Genomic DNA, 18505 nt, shown 5'->3' on the forward strand with positions numbered 1-18505 from the left:
TGTCAACTTAAATTGACGAGACTAGGCCGGTATCATGGAGAAGACGTGGGCGTCCACCGACAGGCCGCGCAGCTTGAGCCGGTTGCGGGCCAGGCATTCATGCGTGGCCCCGGCCTTGCGGGCCACTGCGACGCTGGGCTCATTGCCCGCCACGACGACGATCTCCACCCGCGATTGATTCAGCTGCTCGAAGGCATAGCGCGACAAGGCCGCCACGGTGGCCGCCGCCGCGCCCCGCCTTTGGGCCGAGGCGCGCACCCAATAACCCAGGTTGCAGAAGCCGTTCACCAGGTTCAGCTGGTTCAAGCCGCCGCCGCCGACCAGCGTCGTGCCGTCCGCCATGAAGATGCCGAATTCATGCGCGCTGCCGTCGGCGCGGCTGGCGTCGCACCAGTCGAACCAGGACAGCGCCTGCTGCTCGGAGTACTCGGCGTGCGCCCAGGGCATCCAGACGCCGACGCTATCCATCGATTCGCGCACGCCCGCGGCGAAGGCCGGCGCGTCGGCGGCGATGAAGGGGCGCAGCAGGAAGCTGCCGGCTTGCAGCGGCGTCATCGTCCGCCCTCGCCGCCGGCCGGGCCGTAGCCGCCGCCGCCCGGCGTGTCGATGACGAATATGTCGCCGGGCTGCATATCGGTCTTGCCGATGTGCGCCAATTGCTCGATGCGGCCATCGGCCCGCACCACGGTATTGCGGCCCAGCGCGCCCGGCGCGCCGCCGGCCATGCCGAACGGCGCGTGGATGCGGTTGTTGGACAGGATGGCCGCCGTCATCGCTTCAAGGAAGCGCACCCTGCGCGTGCCGCCGTTCCCGCCATGCCACCGCCCCGCCCCGCCGCTGCCTTCGCGGATCGCGTAGCTCTCCAGCCGCACCGGGAAGCGGAACTCCAGGATCTCGGGATCGGTCAGGCGCGAGTTGGTCATATTGGTCTGCACCACGCTGGTGCCGTCGAAGCCCGGCCCGGCGCCCGAGCCGCCGCTGATGGTTTCGTAGTACTGGTACTGCGCATTCCCGAAGGTGAAGTTGTTCATCGTGCCCTGCGCCGCCGCCATCACGCCCAGCGCGCCATACAGCGCGTTGGTGATGCAGGTCGACGTCTCCACGTTGCCCGACACCACCGACGCCGGATAGTGCGGATTGAGCATGGAGCCCGGCGGTATCAGTACTTTCAGCGGCTTGAGGCAGCCGGCGTTCAACGGAATCTCGTCGTCCACCAGCGTGCGGAACACGTACAGCACCGCCGCCATGCACACCGCCGACGGCGCGTTGAAGTTGTTCTCCAGCTGCGGCGAGGTGCCGGTGAAGTCGATTTCCGCGCTGCGGCCCGCCTGGTCGACCCGCACCGCCACCTGGATCTGCGCGCCGTTATCCAGTTGTAGCGTGTAGCTGCCGTCCTTCAGCGCGCTGATCACGCGCCGCACCGCTTCCTCGGCGTTGTCCTGCACGTGGCCCATATAGGCCTGCACCACCTCCAGGCCGAAGTGCGCCACCATCTTGCGCAGCTCGTCCACGCCTTTCTGGTTGGCCGCCACCTGCGCCCGCAGGTCGGCCATATTCTGGTCCGGATTGCGCGCCGGGTAGCGCGCGCCGGCCAGCATGGCCCGCGTCTCGGCCTCGCGCAGCTGGCCGCAGGCGGCGCCGGTCGCGGCGCCGTCGACCAGCTTGAAGTTATTGATCAACACGCCCTCTTCCTCGATCACGCGCGAATCCGGCGGCATCGAGCCCGGCGTGGTGCCGCCGATGTCCGCATGGTGGCCGCGCGAGCCGACGTAGAACAGGATCTCCGCGCCGGCCTCGTCGAACACCGGCGAGATCACCGTCACATCCGGCAAATGGGTGCCGCCGTTGTAGGGATCGTTGAGCATGAAGACGTCGCCGGCGCGCATCTGCCCGGCGTTCTCGCGCATCACGGTCTTGATGCTCTCGCCCATGGAGCCCAGGTGCACCGGCATGTGCGGCGCGTTGGCGATCAGGTTGCCGTCGGCGTCGAAGATGGCGCAGCTGAAGTCCAGCCGTTCCTTGATGTTGACCGAGTATGCGGTGTTCTGCAGGCGCAGCCCCATCTGCTCGGCGATCGACATGAACAGGTTGTTGAAGATCTCCAGCATCACCGGATCGGCGTTGGTGCCGATGGCACGGCGCTCCGGCAGCGCCACCACGCGCTTGAGCACCAGGTGGTCGTGCAGCGTCACCTCCGCCTGCCAGCCCGGTTCGACGATGGTGGTCGCATTCGCCTCGGCGATGATGGCCGGGCCTTTGACGATGTCGCCGATGCGGGTGGCGCCGCGCTGATACAGGCTGGTCTGGCGCCATTTGCCGTCGGCGTACATCGGCACCACCGCATGCGGCATCAGGCCGGACACGCGGCGCGGCGCCGGCTCCACCGATTCGGACGGCGCGTCGGACTTGCCGATCGCCTCCACCGACACCGCCTCGACGATCAGCGCCTTGGACGGCATCAGGAAGGAGTAGCGCTTGCGGTAGGCCGACTCGAACTGTTCCTGCATGCTGTCGGTGGTATCGAACAGCACGATCAGCGCCGAATCGGTGCCTTCGTAGCGCAGGTGCACGCGGCGTATCAGCACGATGCGCTCGTCCTCCACGCCCTGGTGCTGCAGGTCGGCGCGCGCCTGGCGGCCCAGCGCGTGCAGGCGCGCTTCCAGTTCCTCCAACCCTTCCGGGTTCAGGCGTTTCTCCACCGCGGCCTCGCGCATCGCGGTCTGGTCGGCCAGGCCCATGCCGTAGGCCGACATCACGCCGGCCAGCGAATGCACGAACACCGTCGTCATGCCCAGCGCGTCGGCCACCAGGCAGGCGTGCTGCCCGCCCGCGCCGCCAAAGCTGGTCAGCGTGTATTCGGTGACGTCGTGCCCGCGCTGTACCGAGATCTGCTTGATCGCGTTGGCCATATTGCCGACGGCGATTTCGATGTAGCCCTCGGCCACCTGTTCCGGCGTGGTCTCTTTGCCGGTGGCGACCTTGATCCGCGCCGCCAGTTCGGCGAATTTCGCGCGCACCGCATGGGCGTCGAGCGCCTGCCGGCCTTCCGCGCCGAACAGCTGCGGGAAGTGATTGGGCTGTATCTTGCCCAGCATGACGTTGCAGTCGGTGACCGCCAACGGGCCGCCGCGCCGGTAGCTGGCCGGTCCCGGATTGGCGCCGGCGCTGTCCGGACCGACGCGATAGCGGCTGCCGTCGAAGTGCAGGATGGAGCCGCCGCCCGCCGCCACCGTGTGGATGCTCATCATCGGCGCGCGCATGCGCACGCCGGCCACCTGGGTTTCGAACACGCGCTCGAACTCGCCGGAGAAATGCGAAACGTCGGTCGAGGTGCCGCCCATGTCGAAGCCGATCACCTTGTCGAAGCCGGCCAGCTTGCTGGCGCGGACCATGCCGACGATGCCGCCGGCCGGGCCGCTCAGGATGCTGTCCTTGCCGTGGAAGGCGCGGGCGTCGGTCAGGCCGCCGCTCGATTGCATAAATTGCAGGTTCACGCCCGGCATTTCCTTGGCCACCTGGTCGACGTAGCGGCGCAGGATGGGCGACAGATAGGCGTCGACCACGGTGGTGTCGCCGCGCGCCACCAGCTTCATCATCGGGCTGACCTCGTGCGATACCGAGACCTGGGTGTAGCCCATCAGGCGCGCCATCTCGGCCACCTTGACCTCGTGCGCCTGATAGCGGTAGCCGTGCATGAAGACGATGGCCAGCGAGCGCAGGCCCATGTCGTAGGCGGCGGCCAGGCCGGCGCGCGCGGTTTCCATATCGAGCTCGACAATGGTGTCGCCATGCGCGCCCATGCGCTCGTCGATTTCGATGACGTGGCTGTACAGCAGCTCGGGCAGCAGGATGTGGCGGTCGAACAGGCGCGGACGGTTCTGGTAGGCGATGCGCAGCGCATCGCGGAAGCCGCGCGTGATGGCCAGCGCGGTCGGCTCGCCTTTGCGCTCCAGCAGCGCGTTGGTGGCGACCGTGGTGCCCATCTTGACGGCGCCGATCTGCGCCACCGGAATAGGCTTGCCCTTGGCCACGCCCATCAGCTGGCGGATGCCGGCGATCGCCGCATCGGCGTACTGTTCGGGATGCTCGGACAGCAGCTTGAGCGTGCGCAGGCGGCCATCGGGAGGACGCGCCACGATGTCGGTAAACGTACCACCCCGGTCGATCCAGAATTGCCAATCCATGCATGCCTCGTTACGATGACTGAAGCGTATATTGTAGTGGCTCGGCCGCGCAGCGGACAGCGGCCTTACAACATAAATTAGATGCTAAAATTGCAGCATGAACCCACTCTACTCCTGCGCGGAGATACGCGCCATCGAACAAGCGGCCGGCGCCGCGCTGCCGGAAGGTGTGCTGATGCAGCGGGCCGGCCAGGCCGGCGCCAACGCCGCGCTGGACCTGCTGCCGTTCTCCACCGCCAAGGCCAGGGTGCTGGTGCTGGCCGGCCCCGGCAACAACGGCGGCGACGCGCTGGAGACGGCGGCGCACCTGGCCTACGCCGGCGCGCAGGTGACCATCCTGCATTTTCCGCCGCCAGCGGCATCGTCCACCGAACGCGCGGTGGCCTTGCAGCGCGCCCAGACCAGCGACGCCCGCTTCGCCGAGCTGGACCTGGCGGAAGTGGCCGGCACCGACTGGACGCTGGTGGTCGATGGCTTGTTCGGCCTTGGCCTGCAACGCCCGCTGGCCGGCGCACAGCGCGAGCTGGCGCTGGCGGTCAACGGCCTTAAATGCTCGGTGCTGGCGCTGGACCTGCCCAGCGGCCTGGATGCCGACACCGGCGCCATCGTCGGCCCGGACGGCGTGGCCATCCACGCCACCCACACCGTCACCTTCATCGGCAACAAGCCGGGCCTGCACACCTGCGACGGCCGCGACTACGCCGGCCTGGTGGATGTGTCGCGGCTGGACATCGACATCAGCCACTTCGCGCCGGCGCGGCTGCACCTGAACGACGTCAAGTTCTTTTCGCGCCATTTGCGCACGCGGGTCCACAACTCGCACAAGGGCAGCTACGGCAACGTGGCGGTGATCGGCGGCGCGCGCGGCATGAGCGGCGCGCCGCTGCTGGCCGCGCGCACCGCGCTCAACAGCGGCGCCGGCCGCGTCTACGCGCTGTTCGTGGAGGACCCGCTGCCTTGCGACAGCGGCCAGCCGGAACTCATGTGCCGGCTCGCCGACGATTTCGACATGCGCTCATCGACGCTGGTGATCGGCCCCGGCCTGGGCGCCTCGCGCCTGGCCTCGGCCCTGCTGGCGCGCGCCATCGCCAGCGACAGCGCGCTGCTGGCCGATGCCGACGCCCTCAACCTGCTGGCGGCCGAACCGGCGCTGCAGGCGGCGCTGGCGCAGCGGCCCGGCGGCTGCGTGCTGACCCCGCACCCGCTGGAGGCGGCGCGCCTGCTGGGCACCACCATCGCCGAGGTCCAGTCCGACCGCGTGGGCGCGGCCCGCAGGCTGGCGGCCAAGCTGAACGCCAATGTGGTGTTGAAGGGTTCCGGCACGGTGATCGCGGCGCCCAACGGCGACGCCGTCATCAACACCACCGGCAATCCGGCGCTGGCCAGCGCCGGCACCGGCGACGTGCTGTCCGGCCTGTGCGGCAGCCTGCTGGCGCAAGGCTGGCCTTTGTGGGAGGCCGCGCTGGCCGGGGTCTGGCTGCACGGCATGGCGGCCGATGTGCTGGTCACCGAAGGCACCGGCCCGATCGGCCTGACCGCCGGCGAACTGGTGCCGGCGATCCGCGTGGCGCTGAACCGCATGGTCCAGCACCACGGCCGCTGACCGCAAGGCCGCGCTCAGCGCTTGGCCAGGTCGGCCTCGATCGCTTTCAGGAAAGCCTGCTGCGACCATTCCACGTCGTTGACGTAGATCGCCGGCGAGTAGAACTGCCCGCTCGCGCGCGGCCGGCCGACATACACCTTGTTCGGGATGATGACCTTGGCCAGGCCCGAATCGAGCTGCTGCGTGCGCACCTCCATGTAGGTGGAGTCGGCCGAGCTGGGTGCGCCGATCAGCTTGGTGTTCGGGAACAGCGTGAAGTAGTCCAGCGCGTCCAGGCAGGCGCTGGCGCATTGGCCCGGCACCACCACATACACCGGCTTGGTGAACGCCGGCGGATCGCCCGGCAGGTCCAGGGTGCGGTCGCCGGTGGCGGGCGTCGCCGCCGAGTTTTCCTGCGCATAGAATTTATCGCCGCGCTGCAGCGATTGCTCCATGGCGGCGGCCACGCGCTCCATGTCGTCCGCAAAACCATCCTGTTTTTCGGCGCGCAGCTTGGCCGACATGCGCCGCACGTAGGCGCTGTTGTCCGCCGAGGCACGCCACCAGATCTGCTGCTGCGCGGAGTAAGCCTTGCGCAGACGGGTCAGGCGTTCCTCGCCCCACAGCGCGCGGGCGAAGTCGCGGCTCCAGACCGACGAGCCGCCGTGGTTCTGGCGCAGATCGATGACGATGGCGTCGGCGTCCAGATAGCGCTGGCGGTGCTGCTGGATTTCCGCCGCCATCGCGCGATAGCTGGCGCGCTGGGCCTCGTCGGGCTGGAAAGTCGGCATCGCCGCCCAGAACAGCTTGGCGCGCGGCTCGCTCAGGCCGACCGGCAGCGTGGGACCGTTGAAGCTGGCGGCGCGCCATTGGGTGGCCTGCGCGCTGAGCGGCCGCCAATTGAGCGTGTGGACGATCTGCTTGCCGTTGCTGGTGAAGCGGCATTGCACCGGGCGCGCGATGAAGGGATTGCCGCGGTCGATAAAGACCTCGCGGGCGTACGCCCACCAGTTGCCGCGTTCCTCGCCGCGGCCATCGAAGGCGAAAAAGTTTTGCTCGGCCAGCTGGGTCATGTTCTTGCCGTCGCAATCGTCGACGCGCGCGCCGGCCGGAGGGCCGCCCGCTTCGGATGCATACACCAGCATGCCGTCGCCACGCCATACCACCACGAAGCCGGGCCAGCGCGGTTCTATATTGACCGCATTCCCCAGCACGTAAACGCCGGCGTGGCCGTCATGGATTTGCGTATTAAAACGCTGTAGCGCAGCCTGGTAACCGGAAGCGTCGCTCACCTGCGCCGCCAGCGCCAGGCCGTCGACGCGCGCCTGGGCGAGATTGGATACAAAGGCCGGGTTGGCGGGATCGTGGGGGCCGGGGTGATTGTCCAACGTGATACGGTAGGCGGCCTCGATGTCGGCGATGGCGGCCTGACGCCACTGCTCGGGCGCTTGCGGCATGGAGGCGGCCGCTGCCAGTGCGCCGGTGGCCAGCATCAGCGTCGCGACGCCGGCGTGGCAAATGGATTTGAACATATTGTTTATATCAGGTTGCAAGAAAGGCTAGAACTTACGATATAAACAAACGCCCGTCAACTCATACCAGGCGCCCCGCCGCGATGGTGATGGTGCGGCTGCAACGCGCCGCCATCGCCTGGTCGTGCGTGACCAGCACCAGCGTCGAGCCGTGCTGGCGATTCAATTCGAACATCAGCTTGATGACGGCTTCGCCGGTGGCGGCGTCCAGGCTGCCGGTCGGCTCGTCGGCGAACAGCAGCGGCGGCTCGGTCACGAAGGCGCGCGCCAGCGCCACGCGCTGCTGCTCGCCACCGGACAAATACTTGGGATAGTGCTTCAGGCGGCTGGACAGCCCCACCCGCTCCAGCATCATTTCCGCGCTCGCGCGGGCGTGGCCGGCGCCGCGCAACTCCAGCGGCAGCATGACGTTCTCCAGCGCCGTCAGGTGCGGCAACAACTGGAAGGACTGGAACACGAAACCCAGCTTTTCCTTGCGCAGCGCGGCGCGCCCATCCTCGTCCAGCGCGTAGATATCGACGCCGTCCAGCACCACCTTGCCGGCGCTGGGCGTGTCCAAACCGGCCAGCAGGCCGAGCAAAGTCGACTTGCCTGAGCCGGAAGCGCCTACAATGGCGAGCGTCTCGGCTTTTTGCACGGTAAAATCCACCTCGTGCAAGATCGTCAGTTCGCCGCTGGCGTCGGCCACGCGCTTGGCCAGGCCGCTGACGGCGATGGCGGCGATGACAGACTCGGCGCCGGAGGCCGGCGTGGCGACGGCGCTGGCCGCCAAACCCGGTCCATCCGGCATGAAATGGGAAGACGCTTTAGGGAAATCAGGCATGCTGAATGTGTTAAATGGTTGGATAAACGGTTTATCAAGAAAACTGCGGGGCCAGGCTTTGGCCGCCCTGCTGCTGGCAGCGGCGGCTGCGAGCGCCTATTCTGCACCAAAAACCGTGCTGGTGCTGGGCGATAGCCTGTCGGCCGAGTACGGCCTGGCGCGCGGCGCCGGCTGGGTCGCGCTGGCCGAACAAAAACTCAGGGAGCAGAACATCCAGGCCACCGTGGTCAACGCCAGCGTCAGCGGCGAGACCACCAGCGGCGGCCGCTCGCGCCTGCCGGCGCTGCTGCACAAGTACAAGCCGGCGCTGGTGGTGATCGAGCTGGGCGCCAATGACGGCTTGCGCGGCCTGCCGGTGGCCGCCGCCGAAACCAATCTGCGCGCGATGGCCGAGGCCGCCGCCAGGGCCGACGCCAAGGTGGTCCTGATCGGCATGCGCATGCCGCCCAACTACGGGCGCGACTATGCCGACAAGTTCTACGCCATGTACGGCACCCTGAGCAAGGAAATCAAGGCGCCGCTGGTGCCGTTCATGCTCGACGGGATCGCCGACCAGCCGCAGATGTTCCAGCCCGACCGCCTGCATCCGCTGGCCACGGCCCACCCTACCATCCTGGCCAATATCTGGCCAGTCCTCCAAAAAAGCATCAAGGCAAAATGAAGTATCCAGAAATTATCGGCTTCGGCGACGCGCTCCTGCAACTGGACCGCTTCGACGCCATCATCGACGTCCGCACCCCGGCCGAATATGCGCTCGACCACCTGCCCGGCGCCATCAACGCGCCGGTGCTGGACGACGAGCAGCGCATCCGCGTCGGCACCATGTACAAGCAGGTCAACTCGTTCGAAGCCAAGAAGGTCGGCGCGGCCTTGGTGGCGAAGAATATCGCCGCCCACATCGAGGCGCTGTGGCTGGACAAGCCGCGCGAGTGGCGGCCGCTGATCTACTGCTGGCGCGGCGGCAACCGCAGCGGCTCTTTGGCGCACATCATGGCCAAGATAGGCTGGCCGGCGGCGCAGCTGGACGGCGGCTACAAGGCCTTCCGCGCCCACGTCAACGCCGCGCTGGAACAGGCGCCGGCCTTGAACTTCAAGGTCGTCTGCGGCACCACCGGCAGCGGCAAGAGCCGCCTGCTGGAAGTGCTGCATGCGAACGGCGCGCAGGTGCTGGACCTGGAGCAGCTGGCCGCGCACCGCGGCTCGGTGCTGGGCAACCTGCCCAGCCGGCCGCAACCCTGCCAGAAGGCCTTCGAGACCGCCATCTGGCAGGCGCTGCGCGGCTTCGATCCGGCGCTGCCGGTGTTCGTCGAATCGGAAAGCAAGAAGGTCGGCAACCTGCGGGTGCCGGCCGCGCTGATGGACACCATGCGCGCCTCGGACTGCATCGCGCTGACGCTGTCGCGCGAGAACCGGGTGCGCCTGCTGATGGAGGACTACGCGCACTTCACCGACAGCCCGGCCTCGCTCAACGAACAGCTGGAACACCTGGTGGCGCTGCACGGCCGCGAGACGATAAAGCGCTGGCAAGCAATGGCGGTCGACGGCGCCATGCCGGCGCTGGTCGGGGAGCTGCTGGCCGACCACTACGATCCGGCCTACCTGCGTTCGATCGACCGCAACTTCGTCAAGTTCGGCCAGGCGCTGCCGCTGGAACTGGACGACATCGACGCCGCCGCCTTCGGCAAGGCGGCGCTGGCGCTGATCGCCGCCGCACGCATTTAAAACAACAAAGCCCCGCTGATCGCCAGGCGATACGGGGCTCCGTTCAGACTGCGTAGTGCTTGCGCGCTTATGCTGGCTCGGCCGTTTTACGGCGGCGTCCCAGGTAGGACAGGATGCCCAGGCCGCCCAGCATCATGATGTAGGTTTCCGGTTCAGGCACAGGGTTCGCGTTCAGCGTGCCGGAATAGCTGGCCGTGACGCTGTTCGAAATGCCGGAGACCGTCAATACCAGCGGCCCATTCACCAAGGACGGGTTGAGCCAGCCATTTTCGACCGCGCCGTTAGGCGTGAAGGTCAAGGCGTTACCGTTCAGGTCGGCGGAGACAAAGTCGATATCGTGCGTGCCGAGCAGATTCATGGTCTGGATATAGAGATCAACCAGGCTCGGACCGACCGACGGGCTGAAAGTAAACACATCGGTGAACGTCCCCGCCACCAGGTGCGTCGCACCGAAGTTGGTGCTGTAGCCTATGGTCGGATTGCCGCTCAATCCAACATTGATGGCCTGGCTATCGCCAGCGGCATAACTGGCCATCGAACTGGCCGCCAGCACGGTCCCGACTAAAAGTGAAGTTAGTTTCATTTTTTCCCCAGTAGTTAAGTGGAAGCCCAACGCGCACCGACGAGCTCGGTACGCAATTCAAAAAATACACCCGCCGATTTTTGATGTCAATTAATTATTCTAAAAAGGCAACTAACTTGCAAAAACGAAGGCGGGCGACTACGGAAGGGAAATGCTGAGGATGGCGCGAACGCGCTGTACTGGCGGGGGCGGGACGAAACCGGGAAGCGCGTTGCGCTTCCCGGAGGACTGCATTACTTCACTTCTGCTACTGTGGTTTTTTCGATAGGCTTCAGGATCTTGACCTTGGCCTTTTGCTTCAGCAGTTCGATGTAGTCGTACATTTCTTGCTGCGCAACGATGCTATTGATCTGCTCGGCTTCCGACTTGCGGCGCGCCTCGTCCTGCACTTCAGGCTGCTGCACCTTGCCGATGCGGTAGATGCCGTAGCCCATGCCCGGCACATCGACGCCGACGTAGGCAGGCAGCTTGGCGGTGTCGGCCTTCATCACTTCCTGCACCGCCAGGCCGTTCACGCCTTCCGGCTTGGAACGGGAGACCAGCTTGGCCGCGCCGAAGCCGGTGGCGTCGCCGGATTTCTTGAAGGCGGCCAGTTTCTCGGCGCCGGTCTTGGCGGCCAGCTTGGCGGCTTCTTCCATCGACACGCGCTGACGGATGGCGGCATCGACTTCGGCCAGCGGACGCTTGCTGGCAGGCTTGAACTCGACGATACGGCCGGCCACCAGGGTGCTAGGCGCGGTCTCGACGGCTTCGGTGTTGCGCTTGCTGCTGAGCGACTCGCTGGAGAACAGCGCGGCCAGGAACTTGGCGTTGTTGTACGGCGCTGTGGCGGCCATCGGCGACGGCGTGCGCGAGACATTGGCGGCCGTTTCGATCTTCAGGCCCAGCTTGTCGGCGACCGGCTTCAGGCTGTCCGATTGCTCGTAGACGGTGTTGGTGAAGGCTTCCGCCATTTCCGAATACTTCTTCGAGGCCTTCTGCTTTTTCAGCGCTTCGGCGACATCGCTCTTCACTTCGTCCAGCGGCTTGACCACGGCTGGCTTCAGCGCGGTCACGGTCAGCACGTGGAAACCGAATTCCGATTGCACCGCGTCGCTGATCTCGCCCTGCTTCAGCTTGAGCACGGCGGCTTCGACCGGCGCCGGCAACGCACCCTTGGTGACGATGTCCAGATCGCCGCCCAGTTCGCCCGATGCCGGATCTTCCGACTTGGCCTTGGCGACCTTGGCGAAGTCGCCCGGGGTCTTGCGCAGTTCGGCCACGATGGCGTCGGCCTTGGCCTTGGCGGCGGCGGTTTCGGCGGCGTTGGCGCCCTTCTTGAGCGCGATCAGGATGTGCGCGGCGCGGCGGCTTTCGGCGCTCGTGAAGCCGGCCTGGTTGGCGGCGTAATACGCGGCCACTTCGGCGTCGGTCACGGCGATCTGGCTCATGACGGCGTCGCTGTTGAAGACCACGTATTCGATCTTGGCCTGTTCCGGCACTTCGAAGAACTTGGCGTTCTTGTCGTAGAAAGCCTTGACCATCGCGTCGGTGATCTTCACTTGCGGCACGAAGTCGGTCACCGGCAGCAGCAGCTCCTGCACTTCGCGTTCCTGCGCGCCGATGTCGGACAAGGTCTTGGCCACGGCGCGCGGCGCGAAGCCGGTGGCCTGGATGGCGTTGCCCAGTTGTTGCAGGGTCATGTCGTGGCGCATGCGCTGGTCGTACATGGTCGGCGTCATGCCTTGCGCGGCCAGGATGGTCTTGTAGCGCTCCATGTCGAACGCGCCCTCGCCACCGAACTGCTCCTTGATGGTCTTTTGCAGCAGGGCGTCGCTGACGCTCAGGTGCGAACGCACCACTTCGGCAGCCACGGCGCGCTCGGCGATCAGCTGGTCGAGGATGTTTTGCTTGAATTCCGGGGTATCGAACATCTTCTGGTCGAACTGCGCGCCCAGACGCTGGCGGTAGCTGTCCAGCTGGCTGCGCAAGGCGTTGTCGAACTCTTGCTGGCTCAGGGGTTTGCCGTCGATTTTGGCGATCGTATTGGCGTCGTCGCCGAAGCTCTTGTAACTGCCGATGCCGACGAATGCGAACGACGGGACGATGATAATCGCCAGGAGTATCTGCATCAAACGTTGATGGGTACGAATAAATTCAAACATGGTCTGCCAATTCGGATTGAGTGGAACTTGCACATACAAAAAAGGCGAACTCGCGTTCGCCAATTCCGGTTGGCGGATTTTACAGCGCGCCCCCCTCTATAGCAAGGGTAAATCCTTGGCAAAACAGTCACGCCGCCACACCGGACAACAAAAAGCCCGCCGAGGCGGGCTTGGTGTTACACGGCCGACAATCAGCCCTGGCGGCGACGGCGCGCAAGCACGCCCATCAGAGCCAGGCCACCCAGCAGCATGCCGTAGGTTTCCGGTTCCGGCACGGCGGTGATGGTCACGTTGTCCAGCAAGGCGCCCTGGTTGTCGCGACCCTGGTCGGAGAAGCTGAAGCCCACCAGGCCATTGCTGCTGGCGGTGTAGTTCAGGCTGAAGGTCTGGAAGCCATCGGCCGCCGAACGGGTGAACACCTGGCTGCCGCTGCCGAAACCGACTTCAACCGTGTCGCTGCCCGCGCCGCGATTGTTGCCCGCCAGGCTGAACGACAGCTTGTAGGTGACGCCGGAGCTCAGCGCCACCGAGTTGAACAGCAGGCCAGCGCGGCCGCTCGAGCCGTCCAGGTCGATATAGCGGCCGTTGCCCGGCACCAGATCGAAGAAGCCTGGCGCGCCGATGACGTCCACGGTGCCGCCGGCGACAGCCCAGCCGCCGTGGAAGTTGGTGGCGTTCAGCGCCAGTGTATCGGTGTCGAAATTATCGGCAAAAACCGGCGCCGCCTGGGCCGCCGATGCGCACAGCATCGCTGCGGCAATAACAATTTTCTTAAAAGCCATCGTGTATCCCCTTGGTAAATTGTCCATCGAATAACAAAATTAATCTAGATTCAGTACTGCGAGGATGCATCTTACTATTGATGAGCTAGTCACTCGCGCACGATACCTTCAGTAAATATTTGTTTCCAAAGCGTATATACAAAACGACGCGGGATATTCAAAGAAAGGGAATTGAATTAATACGCGCCGGAAAAAGAAAAACCCCGCAGCTAATAATAGCTGCGGGGTATCTTGTTCTTGGCGGAGCGGACGGGACTCGAACCCGCGACCCCCGGCGTGACAGGCCGGTATTCTAACCAACTGAACTACCGCTCCTTGGTCAAACTCATTAGCATTTTGTTGGCGGAGCGGACGGGACTCGAACCCGCGACCCCCGGCGTGACAGGCCGGTATTCTAACCAACTGAACTACCGCTCCAACAAAACACTGGGTACTACACTTTACTACCTGCAAAACTGGTGGGCGGTGAGAGGCTCGAACTCCCGACCTAAGCCTTGTAAGGGCTCCGCTCTACCAACTGAGCTAACCGCCCGTTTTGCCTTTAGTGAGCAACTCATTAGCTTGTTAGCTGCTTGCTGCTCACTGAAGTCCGTTAGTTTACAGCATCTTTCAAAGCTTTACCAGCTTTAAATTTAGGAACTTTAGCCGCCTCGATGATGATCTCTTCTTTGGTGCGCGGATTGCGGCCGGTACGGGCAGCGCGTTCGCTCACGGAGAAGGTGCCAAAGCCGACCAGGGTGACGCTGTCGTTCTTTTGCAGGGTGGTGGTTACACCGTCGATCACCGCGTCGAGTGCGCGTGCAGCAGCCGCTTTCGAGATATCAGCGGTAGTAGCAATATGGTCGATCAATTCAGTCTTATTCAAAGCAATTCCCCGTCACAAAGGTTATATCGTTTTAGCCCGCAGATAACGGCATTTGAATGCCGTTGTCAGGCCGAGAAAAATCTCAGGCCGTATTAAACAAGCCAGCCCGCCCCTGTGTCAAGCGCTGCACCATAGAAAAACGGGGTCAAATAACAAACAGGCGCTATAAAAGCGCCTGTTTGTGCATCAGCAGTTACTAAACACTAGTAAAAGTTAATGTTTTACCACTTCCGTTTGGCCGTCGGCCTTGACCGCCGCGGCGGCCACGGCTTCCACCGGAACCGTCTCCGTCAGCGCCACCGGCATGCGTTCCAGCGCGATTTCCAGCACTTTGTCGATCCAACGCACCGGCACGATTTCCAGTTTGTTTTTGACATTGTCCGGGATGTCCGCCAGGTCCTTGACGTTCTGCTCGGGGATCAGCACGGTCTTGATGCCGCCGCGCTGGGCCGCCAGCAGCTTCTCTTTCAGGCCGCCGATCGGCAACACTTCGCCGCGCAGCGTGATCTCGCCCGTCATCGCCACGTCTGCGCGCACCGGAATGCCCGTAAACACCGACACCATCGCCACCGTCATCGCCGCGCCGGCCGAAGGACCGTCCTTCGGCGTTGCGCCTTCCGGCACGTGGATGTGGATGTCGGCCTTCTCGAACACTTCGTTCTTGATGCCCAGGCGGTTGGCGCGGCTGCGCACCACGGTGCGGGCCGCCTCTATCGATTCCTTCATGACGTCGCCCAAGGTGCCGGTGCGGATCACGTTGCCCTTGCCCGGCATCTGCACCGCTTCGATGGTCAGCAGATCGCCGCCCACTTCGGTCCATGCCAGACCGACGACCTGGCCGATCTGGTTTTCCTTCTCGGCAACGCCGAAGTCGTAGCGCCGCACGCCCAGGAACTTGTCCAGGTTCTTGTTGGTGACGGCGACCTTCTTCTCGGTCTTCTTCAACAACAGCATCTTGACCACCTTGCGGCAGATCTTAGACACTTCGCGTTCCAGCGAACGCACGCCGGCTTCGCGGGTGTAGTAGCGGATGATGTCGCGCAGCGCCGACTCGGCCACCGAAATCTCGTCTTCCTTCAGACCGTTGTTCTTGATCTGTTTCGGCAACAGGTAGCGCTGGGCGATGCTGGTCTTCTCGTCTTCCGTGTAACCGGACAGGCGTATCACTTCCATGCGGTCCAGCAGCGCCGGCGGGATGTTGTACGAGTTCGACGTCGCCACGAACATCACATCGGACAGGTCGAAATCGACTTCGATGTAGTGGTCGGAGAACGTGTGGTTCTGCTCGGGATCGAGCACCTCCAGCAGGGCCGACGACGGATCGCCGCGGAAGTCCGCACCCATCTTGTCGATCTCGTCCAGCAGGAACAGCGGATTGCGCACGCCGACTTTCGCCAGCGACTGCAGCACCTTGCCCGGCATCGAGCCGATGTAGGTACGGCGGTGGCCGCGGATCTCGGCCTCGTCGCGCACGCCGCCCAGCGCCATGCGCACGAACTTGCGGTTGGTGGCGCGGGCGATGGACTGGCCCAGCGAGGTCTTACCCACGCCCGGAGGACCGACGAAGCACAGGATGGGCGCTTTCAGCTTGTCGACCCGTTGTTGCACTGCGAGGTATTCCAGGATGCGTTCTTTAACCTTGTCCAAGCCGTAGTGATCGCCTTCCAGCACTTTCTCGGCGTTCGTCAGGTCGTTGTTGACCTTGGATTTTTTCTTCCAGGGCAGGCTGACCAGCGTGTCGATGTAGTTGCGCACGACGGTGGCTTCGGCCGACATCGGCGACATCAGCTTGAGTTTTTTCAACTCGGCGGTGGCCTTGTCCAGCGCCTCTTTCGGCATCTTGGCCAGCGCGACTTTTTTCTCCAGCTCGTCCAGGTCGGCGCCGTCCTCGCCCTCGCCCAGTTCCTTCTGGATGGCTTTGACTTGCTCGTTCAGGTAGTACTCGCGCTGCGACTTTTCCATCTGGCGCTTGACGCGGCCACGGATGCGCTTCTCGACTTGCAGAATATCGAGTTCGCCTTCCAGCTGGCCCAGCAGGTGCTCCAGGCGCTTGGCCACGCTGAAGATTTCCAGGATCACCTGTTTCTGCTCCAGCTTCAGCGGCAGGTGCGCGGCGACGGTGTCGGCCAGGCGGCCGGCGTCGTCGATGCCCGACAGCGAAGCGAGGATCTCGGGCGGGATCTTTTTGTTCAGTTTGACGTACTGGTCGAACTGCTGAACGATGGCGCGGCGCATCGCTTCGATCTCCGAATCGTCGCCCAGCTCGGAATCGAGCGGCGTCAGATCGGCGATGAAGTGCGTCGGCGCATCGGTGATGCGGTTGATGCGTGCGCGCTGGGCGCCTTCGACCAGCACCTTGACGGTGCCGTCCGGCAGCTTCAGCATTTGCAGAATATTGGCCACGCAGCCGATCTCGTAGATATCGGAAGCAGAAGGTTCGTCCTTGGCAGCGGCTTTTTGCGCGGCAAGCATGATGCTCTTGCCCTGCTCCATAGCGGCTTCCAGCGCCTTGATCGATTTTGGGCGCCCTACGAACAGCGGTATCACCATATGCGGGAAAACTACAACATCCCGCAGCGGCAATAACGGCAGTTGAGTTTGCTCAGTTAATTTGGAAGTTGTCATGGCGTACCTTATGTGAAAGCGTGATTATGATGTGGGCGCTGTTCCGCCGAATCACAAGACCGACCTGCAAGAAATAATTCTCCTAAAAAAGAGTATTTTCAAAGAAGCCAATCATGTTCTAAAAAAACGCGTCAAATAAAAAAGCCACGCGTGACAAACGACGCTGTCACGTGTGGCTTTCCGAATGAAGCCTGCATTCTTTTATTGATTTAAATTGTACCGCCTTGCCCCACGGATGCGAAATGAATTTTTCTGCTGAGTGGGGTAAGTGTGCACAAGTTATTTAATTCTCACCAGACGCTTTGGCCTGATCTTGATAGATCAATAAAGGTTTGGCGCCGCTGGTGATCGTATTTTCATCGATCACCACTTTGGTGACGTTGGTTTCATTTGGCAGCTCGTACATGGTGTCGAGCAGCGCGTGTTCCAGGATCGAACGCAGGCCGCGCGCGCCGGTCTTGCGGGCCAGCGCCTTCTTGGCGATCGCATGCAGGGCGGCCGGGCGGATTTCCAGTTCGGCGCCTTCCATGTCGAGCAGCTTGGCGTACTGCTTGACCAGTGCGTTCTTCGGCTCGACCAGGATCTGGATCAGCGCTTCCTCGGTCAGTTCCGACAGCGTGGCGACCACCGGCAGGCGGCCCACCAGCTCGGGTATCAGGCCGAACTTGATCAGGTCTTCCGGTTCCGCTTCCAGCAGCACGTCGCTGGCGCTGCGTTCCTTCTTGCTCTTCACGCTGGCCGAGAAACCGATGCCGGATTTTTCCGAACGGTTGGAAATCACCTTGGCCAGGCCGTCGAAGGCGCCGCCGCAGATGAACATGATGTTGGTGGTGTCGATCTGCACGAAATCCTGGTTGGGATGCTTGCGGCCGCCTTGTGGCGGCACCGACGCCATCGTGCCTTCGATCAGTTTCAGCAGCGCCTGCTGCACGCCCTCGCCCGAAACGTCGCGGGTGATCGATGGATTGTCCGATTTGCGCGAGATCTTGTCGATCTCATCGATGTAGACGATGCCGCGTTGGGCTTTTTCCACATCGTAGTTGCAGCTCTGCAACAGTTTCTGGATGATATTCTCGACGTCCTCGCCCACATAACCGGCTTCGGTCAAGGTGGTGGCGTCGGCGATGACGAACGGCACGTTCAGCATGCGGGCCAGGGTCTGGGCCAGCAGGGTCTTGCCGGAGCCGGTAGGACCGACCAGCAAGATGTTGCTCTTGGCCAGTTCGATGTCGTCTTTCTTGCCCAGGTGCTTGAGGCGCTTGTAGTGGTTGTACACCGCCACCGACAGGATGCGCTTGGCCGTTTGCTGGCCAATGACGTACTGGTCCAGCAAGTCCTTGATTTCATGCGGGGTCGGCAGGTCCGACTTGGCGCCCGTGACCGACTCGATGGCCGAAGTTTCATCGCGGATGATGTCATTGCACAGGTCGATGCATTCGTCGCAGATGAAGACCGATGGGCCGGCGATAAGTTTCTTTACCTCGTGCTGGCTCTTGCCGCAAAACGAGCAGTACAGTAATTTTTCGCCGCTGGAGGATTTTTTGTCTGACATGGGGCAGTTTTCTTTGGGTTACAGAATGGCTTAGCTGTTGCCAGGAAGCAGGTGATCGAAATAGTTAGCGTCTGGAAAAGCCCGCCTATGACTACATGCTACCCGAAATAA

At 63.6% G+C, this 18505-nt stretch carries 13 protein-coding genes and 3 tRNA genes; 3 read left to right on the forward strand and 13 right to left on the reverse strand.

From position 1 onward, the window contains the following. Positions 1–21: 21 nt before the first annotated feature. Positions 22–555: a GNAT family N-acetyltransferase gene (locus AC1RMD_RS07685; protein WP_492925262.1), complete on the reverse strand. Its 534-nt coding sequence runs from the start codon at positions 553–555 to the stop codon at positions 22–24. Further along, positions 552–4184, reverse strand: coding sequence for a hydantoinase B/oxoprolinase family protein (locus AC1RMD_RS07690; protein WP_492925264.1), 3633 nt, complete (start codon positions 4182–4184; stop codon positions 552–554). Before AC1RMD_RS07690 ends, AC1RMD_RS07685 begins: the two co-directional genes overlap by 4 nt. 97 nt (positions 4185–4281) lie before the next feature. Between AC1RMD_RS07690 and AC1RMD_RS07695 the strand changes: the two genes are divergently transcribed. Beyond that, positions 4282–5787, forward strand: a complete 1506-nt coding sequence (locus AC1RMD_RS07695; protein WP_492925266.1) for an NAD(P)H-hydrate dehydratase — start codon at positions 4282–4284, stop codon at positions 5785–5787. Between the two features lie 14 nt (positions 5788–5801). Here the strand turns inward: AC1RMD_RS07695 and AC1RMD_RS07700 are convergent, their stop codons facing one another. Together AC1RMD_RS07700 and AC1RMD_RS07705 are read right to left on the reverse strand one after the other, a co-directional pair. Next, the gene (locus AC1RMD_RS07700; protein WP_492925268.1) at positions 5802–7298 is read right to left on the reverse strand and encodes a S41 family peptidase; all 1497 of its coding nucleotides are present in this window, start codon (positions 7296–7298) and stop codon (positions 5802–5804) included. Between the two features lie 61 nt (positions 7299–7359). Beyond that, complete coding sequence (locus AC1RMD_RS07705) at positions 7360–8088, reverse strand: ABC transporter ATP-binding protein (RefSeq protein WP_492925654.1); 729 nt, start codon at positions 8086–8088, stop codon at positions 7360–7362. A gap of 31 nt (positions 8089–8119) precedes the next feature. Here AC1RMD_RS07705 and AC1RMD_RS07710 point away from each other — a divergent pair, with 31 nt between their 5' ends. Further along, positions 8120–8782: an arylesterase gene (locus AC1RMD_RS07710; protein WP_492925270.1), complete on the forward strand. Its 663-nt coding sequence runs from the start codon at positions 8120–8122 to the stop codon at positions 8780–8782. Next, complete coding sequence (mnmH, locus tag AC1RMD_RS07715) at positions 8779–9843, forward strand: tRNA 2-selenouridine(34) synthase MnmH (protein ID WP_492925272.1); 1065 nt, start codon at positions 8779–8781, stop codon at positions 9841–9843. The genes AC1RMD_RS07710 and mnmH overlap by 4 nt, the downstream gene beginning before the upstream one ends. Before the next feature lie 67 nt (positions 9844–9910). On the opposite strand, the gene AC1RMD_RS07720 is transcribed toward mnmH, so the two are convergent. From AC1RMD_RS07720 to clpX, 9 genes are all read right to left on the reverse strand, one after another. Continuing rightward, a complete protein-coding gene (locus tag AC1RMD_RS07720) occupies positions 9911–10426 on the reverse strand; it encodes an FxDxF family PEP-CTERM protein (protein WP_492925274.1) in 516 nt (171 codons plus the stop codon). Positions 10427–10659: 233 nt separating this feature from the next. Next, the gene (locus AC1RMD_RS07725) at positions 10660–12570 is read right to left on the reverse strand and encodes a SurA N-terminal domain-containing protein (RefSeq protein ID WP_492925276.1); all 1911 of its coding nucleotides are present in this window, start codon (positions 12568–12570) and stop codon (positions 10660–10662) included. Between the two features lie 191 nt (positions 12571–12761). Continuing rightward, positions 12762–13352 (reverse strand): FxDxF family PEP-CTERM protein, encoded by a 591-nt coding sequence (locus tag AC1RMD_RS07730; RefSeq protein ID WP_492925278.1) that lies wholly within the window; start codon positions 13350–13352, stop codon positions 12762–12764. Positions 13353–13590: 238 nt separating this feature from the next. Then, positions 13591–13667, reverse strand: a tRNA-Asp gene (locus AC1RMD_RS07735). Positions 13668–13692: 25 nt separating this feature from the next. Next, a tRNA-Asp gene (locus AC1RMD_RS07740) sits at positions 13693–13769 on the reverse strand. A 39-nt stretch (positions 13770–13808) separates the two neighbouring features. Further along, a tRNA-Val gene (locus AC1RMD_RS07745) sits at positions 13809–13884 on the reverse strand. Positions 13885–13944: 60 nt separating this feature from the next. After that, positions 13945–14217, reverse strand: coding sequence for an HU family DNA-binding protein (locus tag AC1RMD_RS07750; protein ID WP_020703299.1), 273 nt, complete (start codon positions 14215–14217; stop codon positions 13945–13947). A gap of 213 nt (positions 14218–14430) precedes the next feature. After that, positions 14431–16842, reverse strand: coding sequence for an endopeptidase La (gene lon, locus AC1RMD_RS07755; protein ID WP_492925280.1), 2412 nt, complete (start codon positions 16840–16842; stop codon positions 14431–14433). 283 nt (positions 16843–17125) lie between these two features. Next, positions 17126–18394, reverse strand: coding sequence for an ATP-dependent Clp protease ATP-binding subunit ClpX (gene clpX, locus AC1RMD_RS07760; RefSeq protein ID WP_008448338.1), 1269 nt, complete (start codon positions 18392–18394; stop codon positions 17126–17128). Between the last annotated feature and the right edge of the window lie 111 nt (positions 18395–18505).

Source organism: Duganella sp. GW822-FHT06D06 (assembly GCF_058799615.1).

What these genes read in the sequence shown, in the direction of transcription:
- AC1RMD_RS07730 (WP_492925278.1), bottom strand. Translation starts at nt 13,352, where the DNA reads ATGGCTTTTAAGAAAATTGTTATTGCCGCAGCGATGCTGTGCGCATCG.
- AC1RMD_RS07705 (WP_492925654.1), bottom strand. Translation starts at nt 8,088, where the DNA reads ATGCCGGATGGACCGGGTTTGGCGGCCAGCGCCGTCGCCACGCCGGCC.
- AC1RMD_RS07695 (WP_492925266.1), top strand. Translation starts at nt 4,282, where the DNA reads ATGAACCCACTCTACTCCTGCGCGGAGATACGCGCCATCGAACAAGCG.
- lon (WP_492925280.1), bottom strand. Translation starts at nt 16,842, where the DNA reads ATGACAACTTCCAAATTAACTGAGCAAACTCAACTGCCGTTATTGCCG.
- AC1RMD_RS07720 (WP_492925274.1), bottom strand. Translation starts at nt 10,426, where the DNA reads ATGAAACTAACTTCACTTTTAGTCGGGACCGTGCTGGCGGCCAGTTCG.
- AC1RMD_RS07725 (WP_492925276.1), bottom strand. Translation starts at nt 12,570, where the DNA reads ATGTTTGAATTTATTCGTACCCATCAACGTTTGATGCAGATACTCCTG.
- AC1RMD_RS07700 (WP_492925268.1), bottom strand. Translation starts at nt 7,298, where the DNA reads ATGTTCAAATCCATTTGCCACGCCGGCGTCGCGACGCTGATGCTGGCC.
- clpX (WP_008448338.1), bottom strand. Translation starts at nt 18,394, where the DNA reads ATGTCAGACAAAAAATCCTCCAGCGGCGAAAAATTACTGTACTGCTCG.
- AC1RMD_RS07690 (WP_492925264.1), bottom strand. Translation starts at nt 4,184, where the DNA reads ATGGATTGGCAATTCTGGATCGACCGGGGTGGTACGTTTACCGACATC.
- AC1RMD_RS07685 (WP_492925262.1), bottom strand. Translation starts at nt 555, where the DNA reads ATGACGCCGCTGCAAGCCGGCAGCTTCCTGCTGCGCCCCTTCATCGCC.
- mnmH (WP_492925272.1), top strand. Translation starts at nt 8,779, where the DNA reads ATGAAGTATCCAGAAATTATCGGCTTCGGCGACGCGCTCCTGCAACTG.
- AC1RMD_RS07710 (WP_492925270.1), top strand. Translation starts at nt 8,120, where the DNA reads ATGCTGAATGTGTTAAATGGTTGGATAAACGGTTTATCAAGAAAACTG.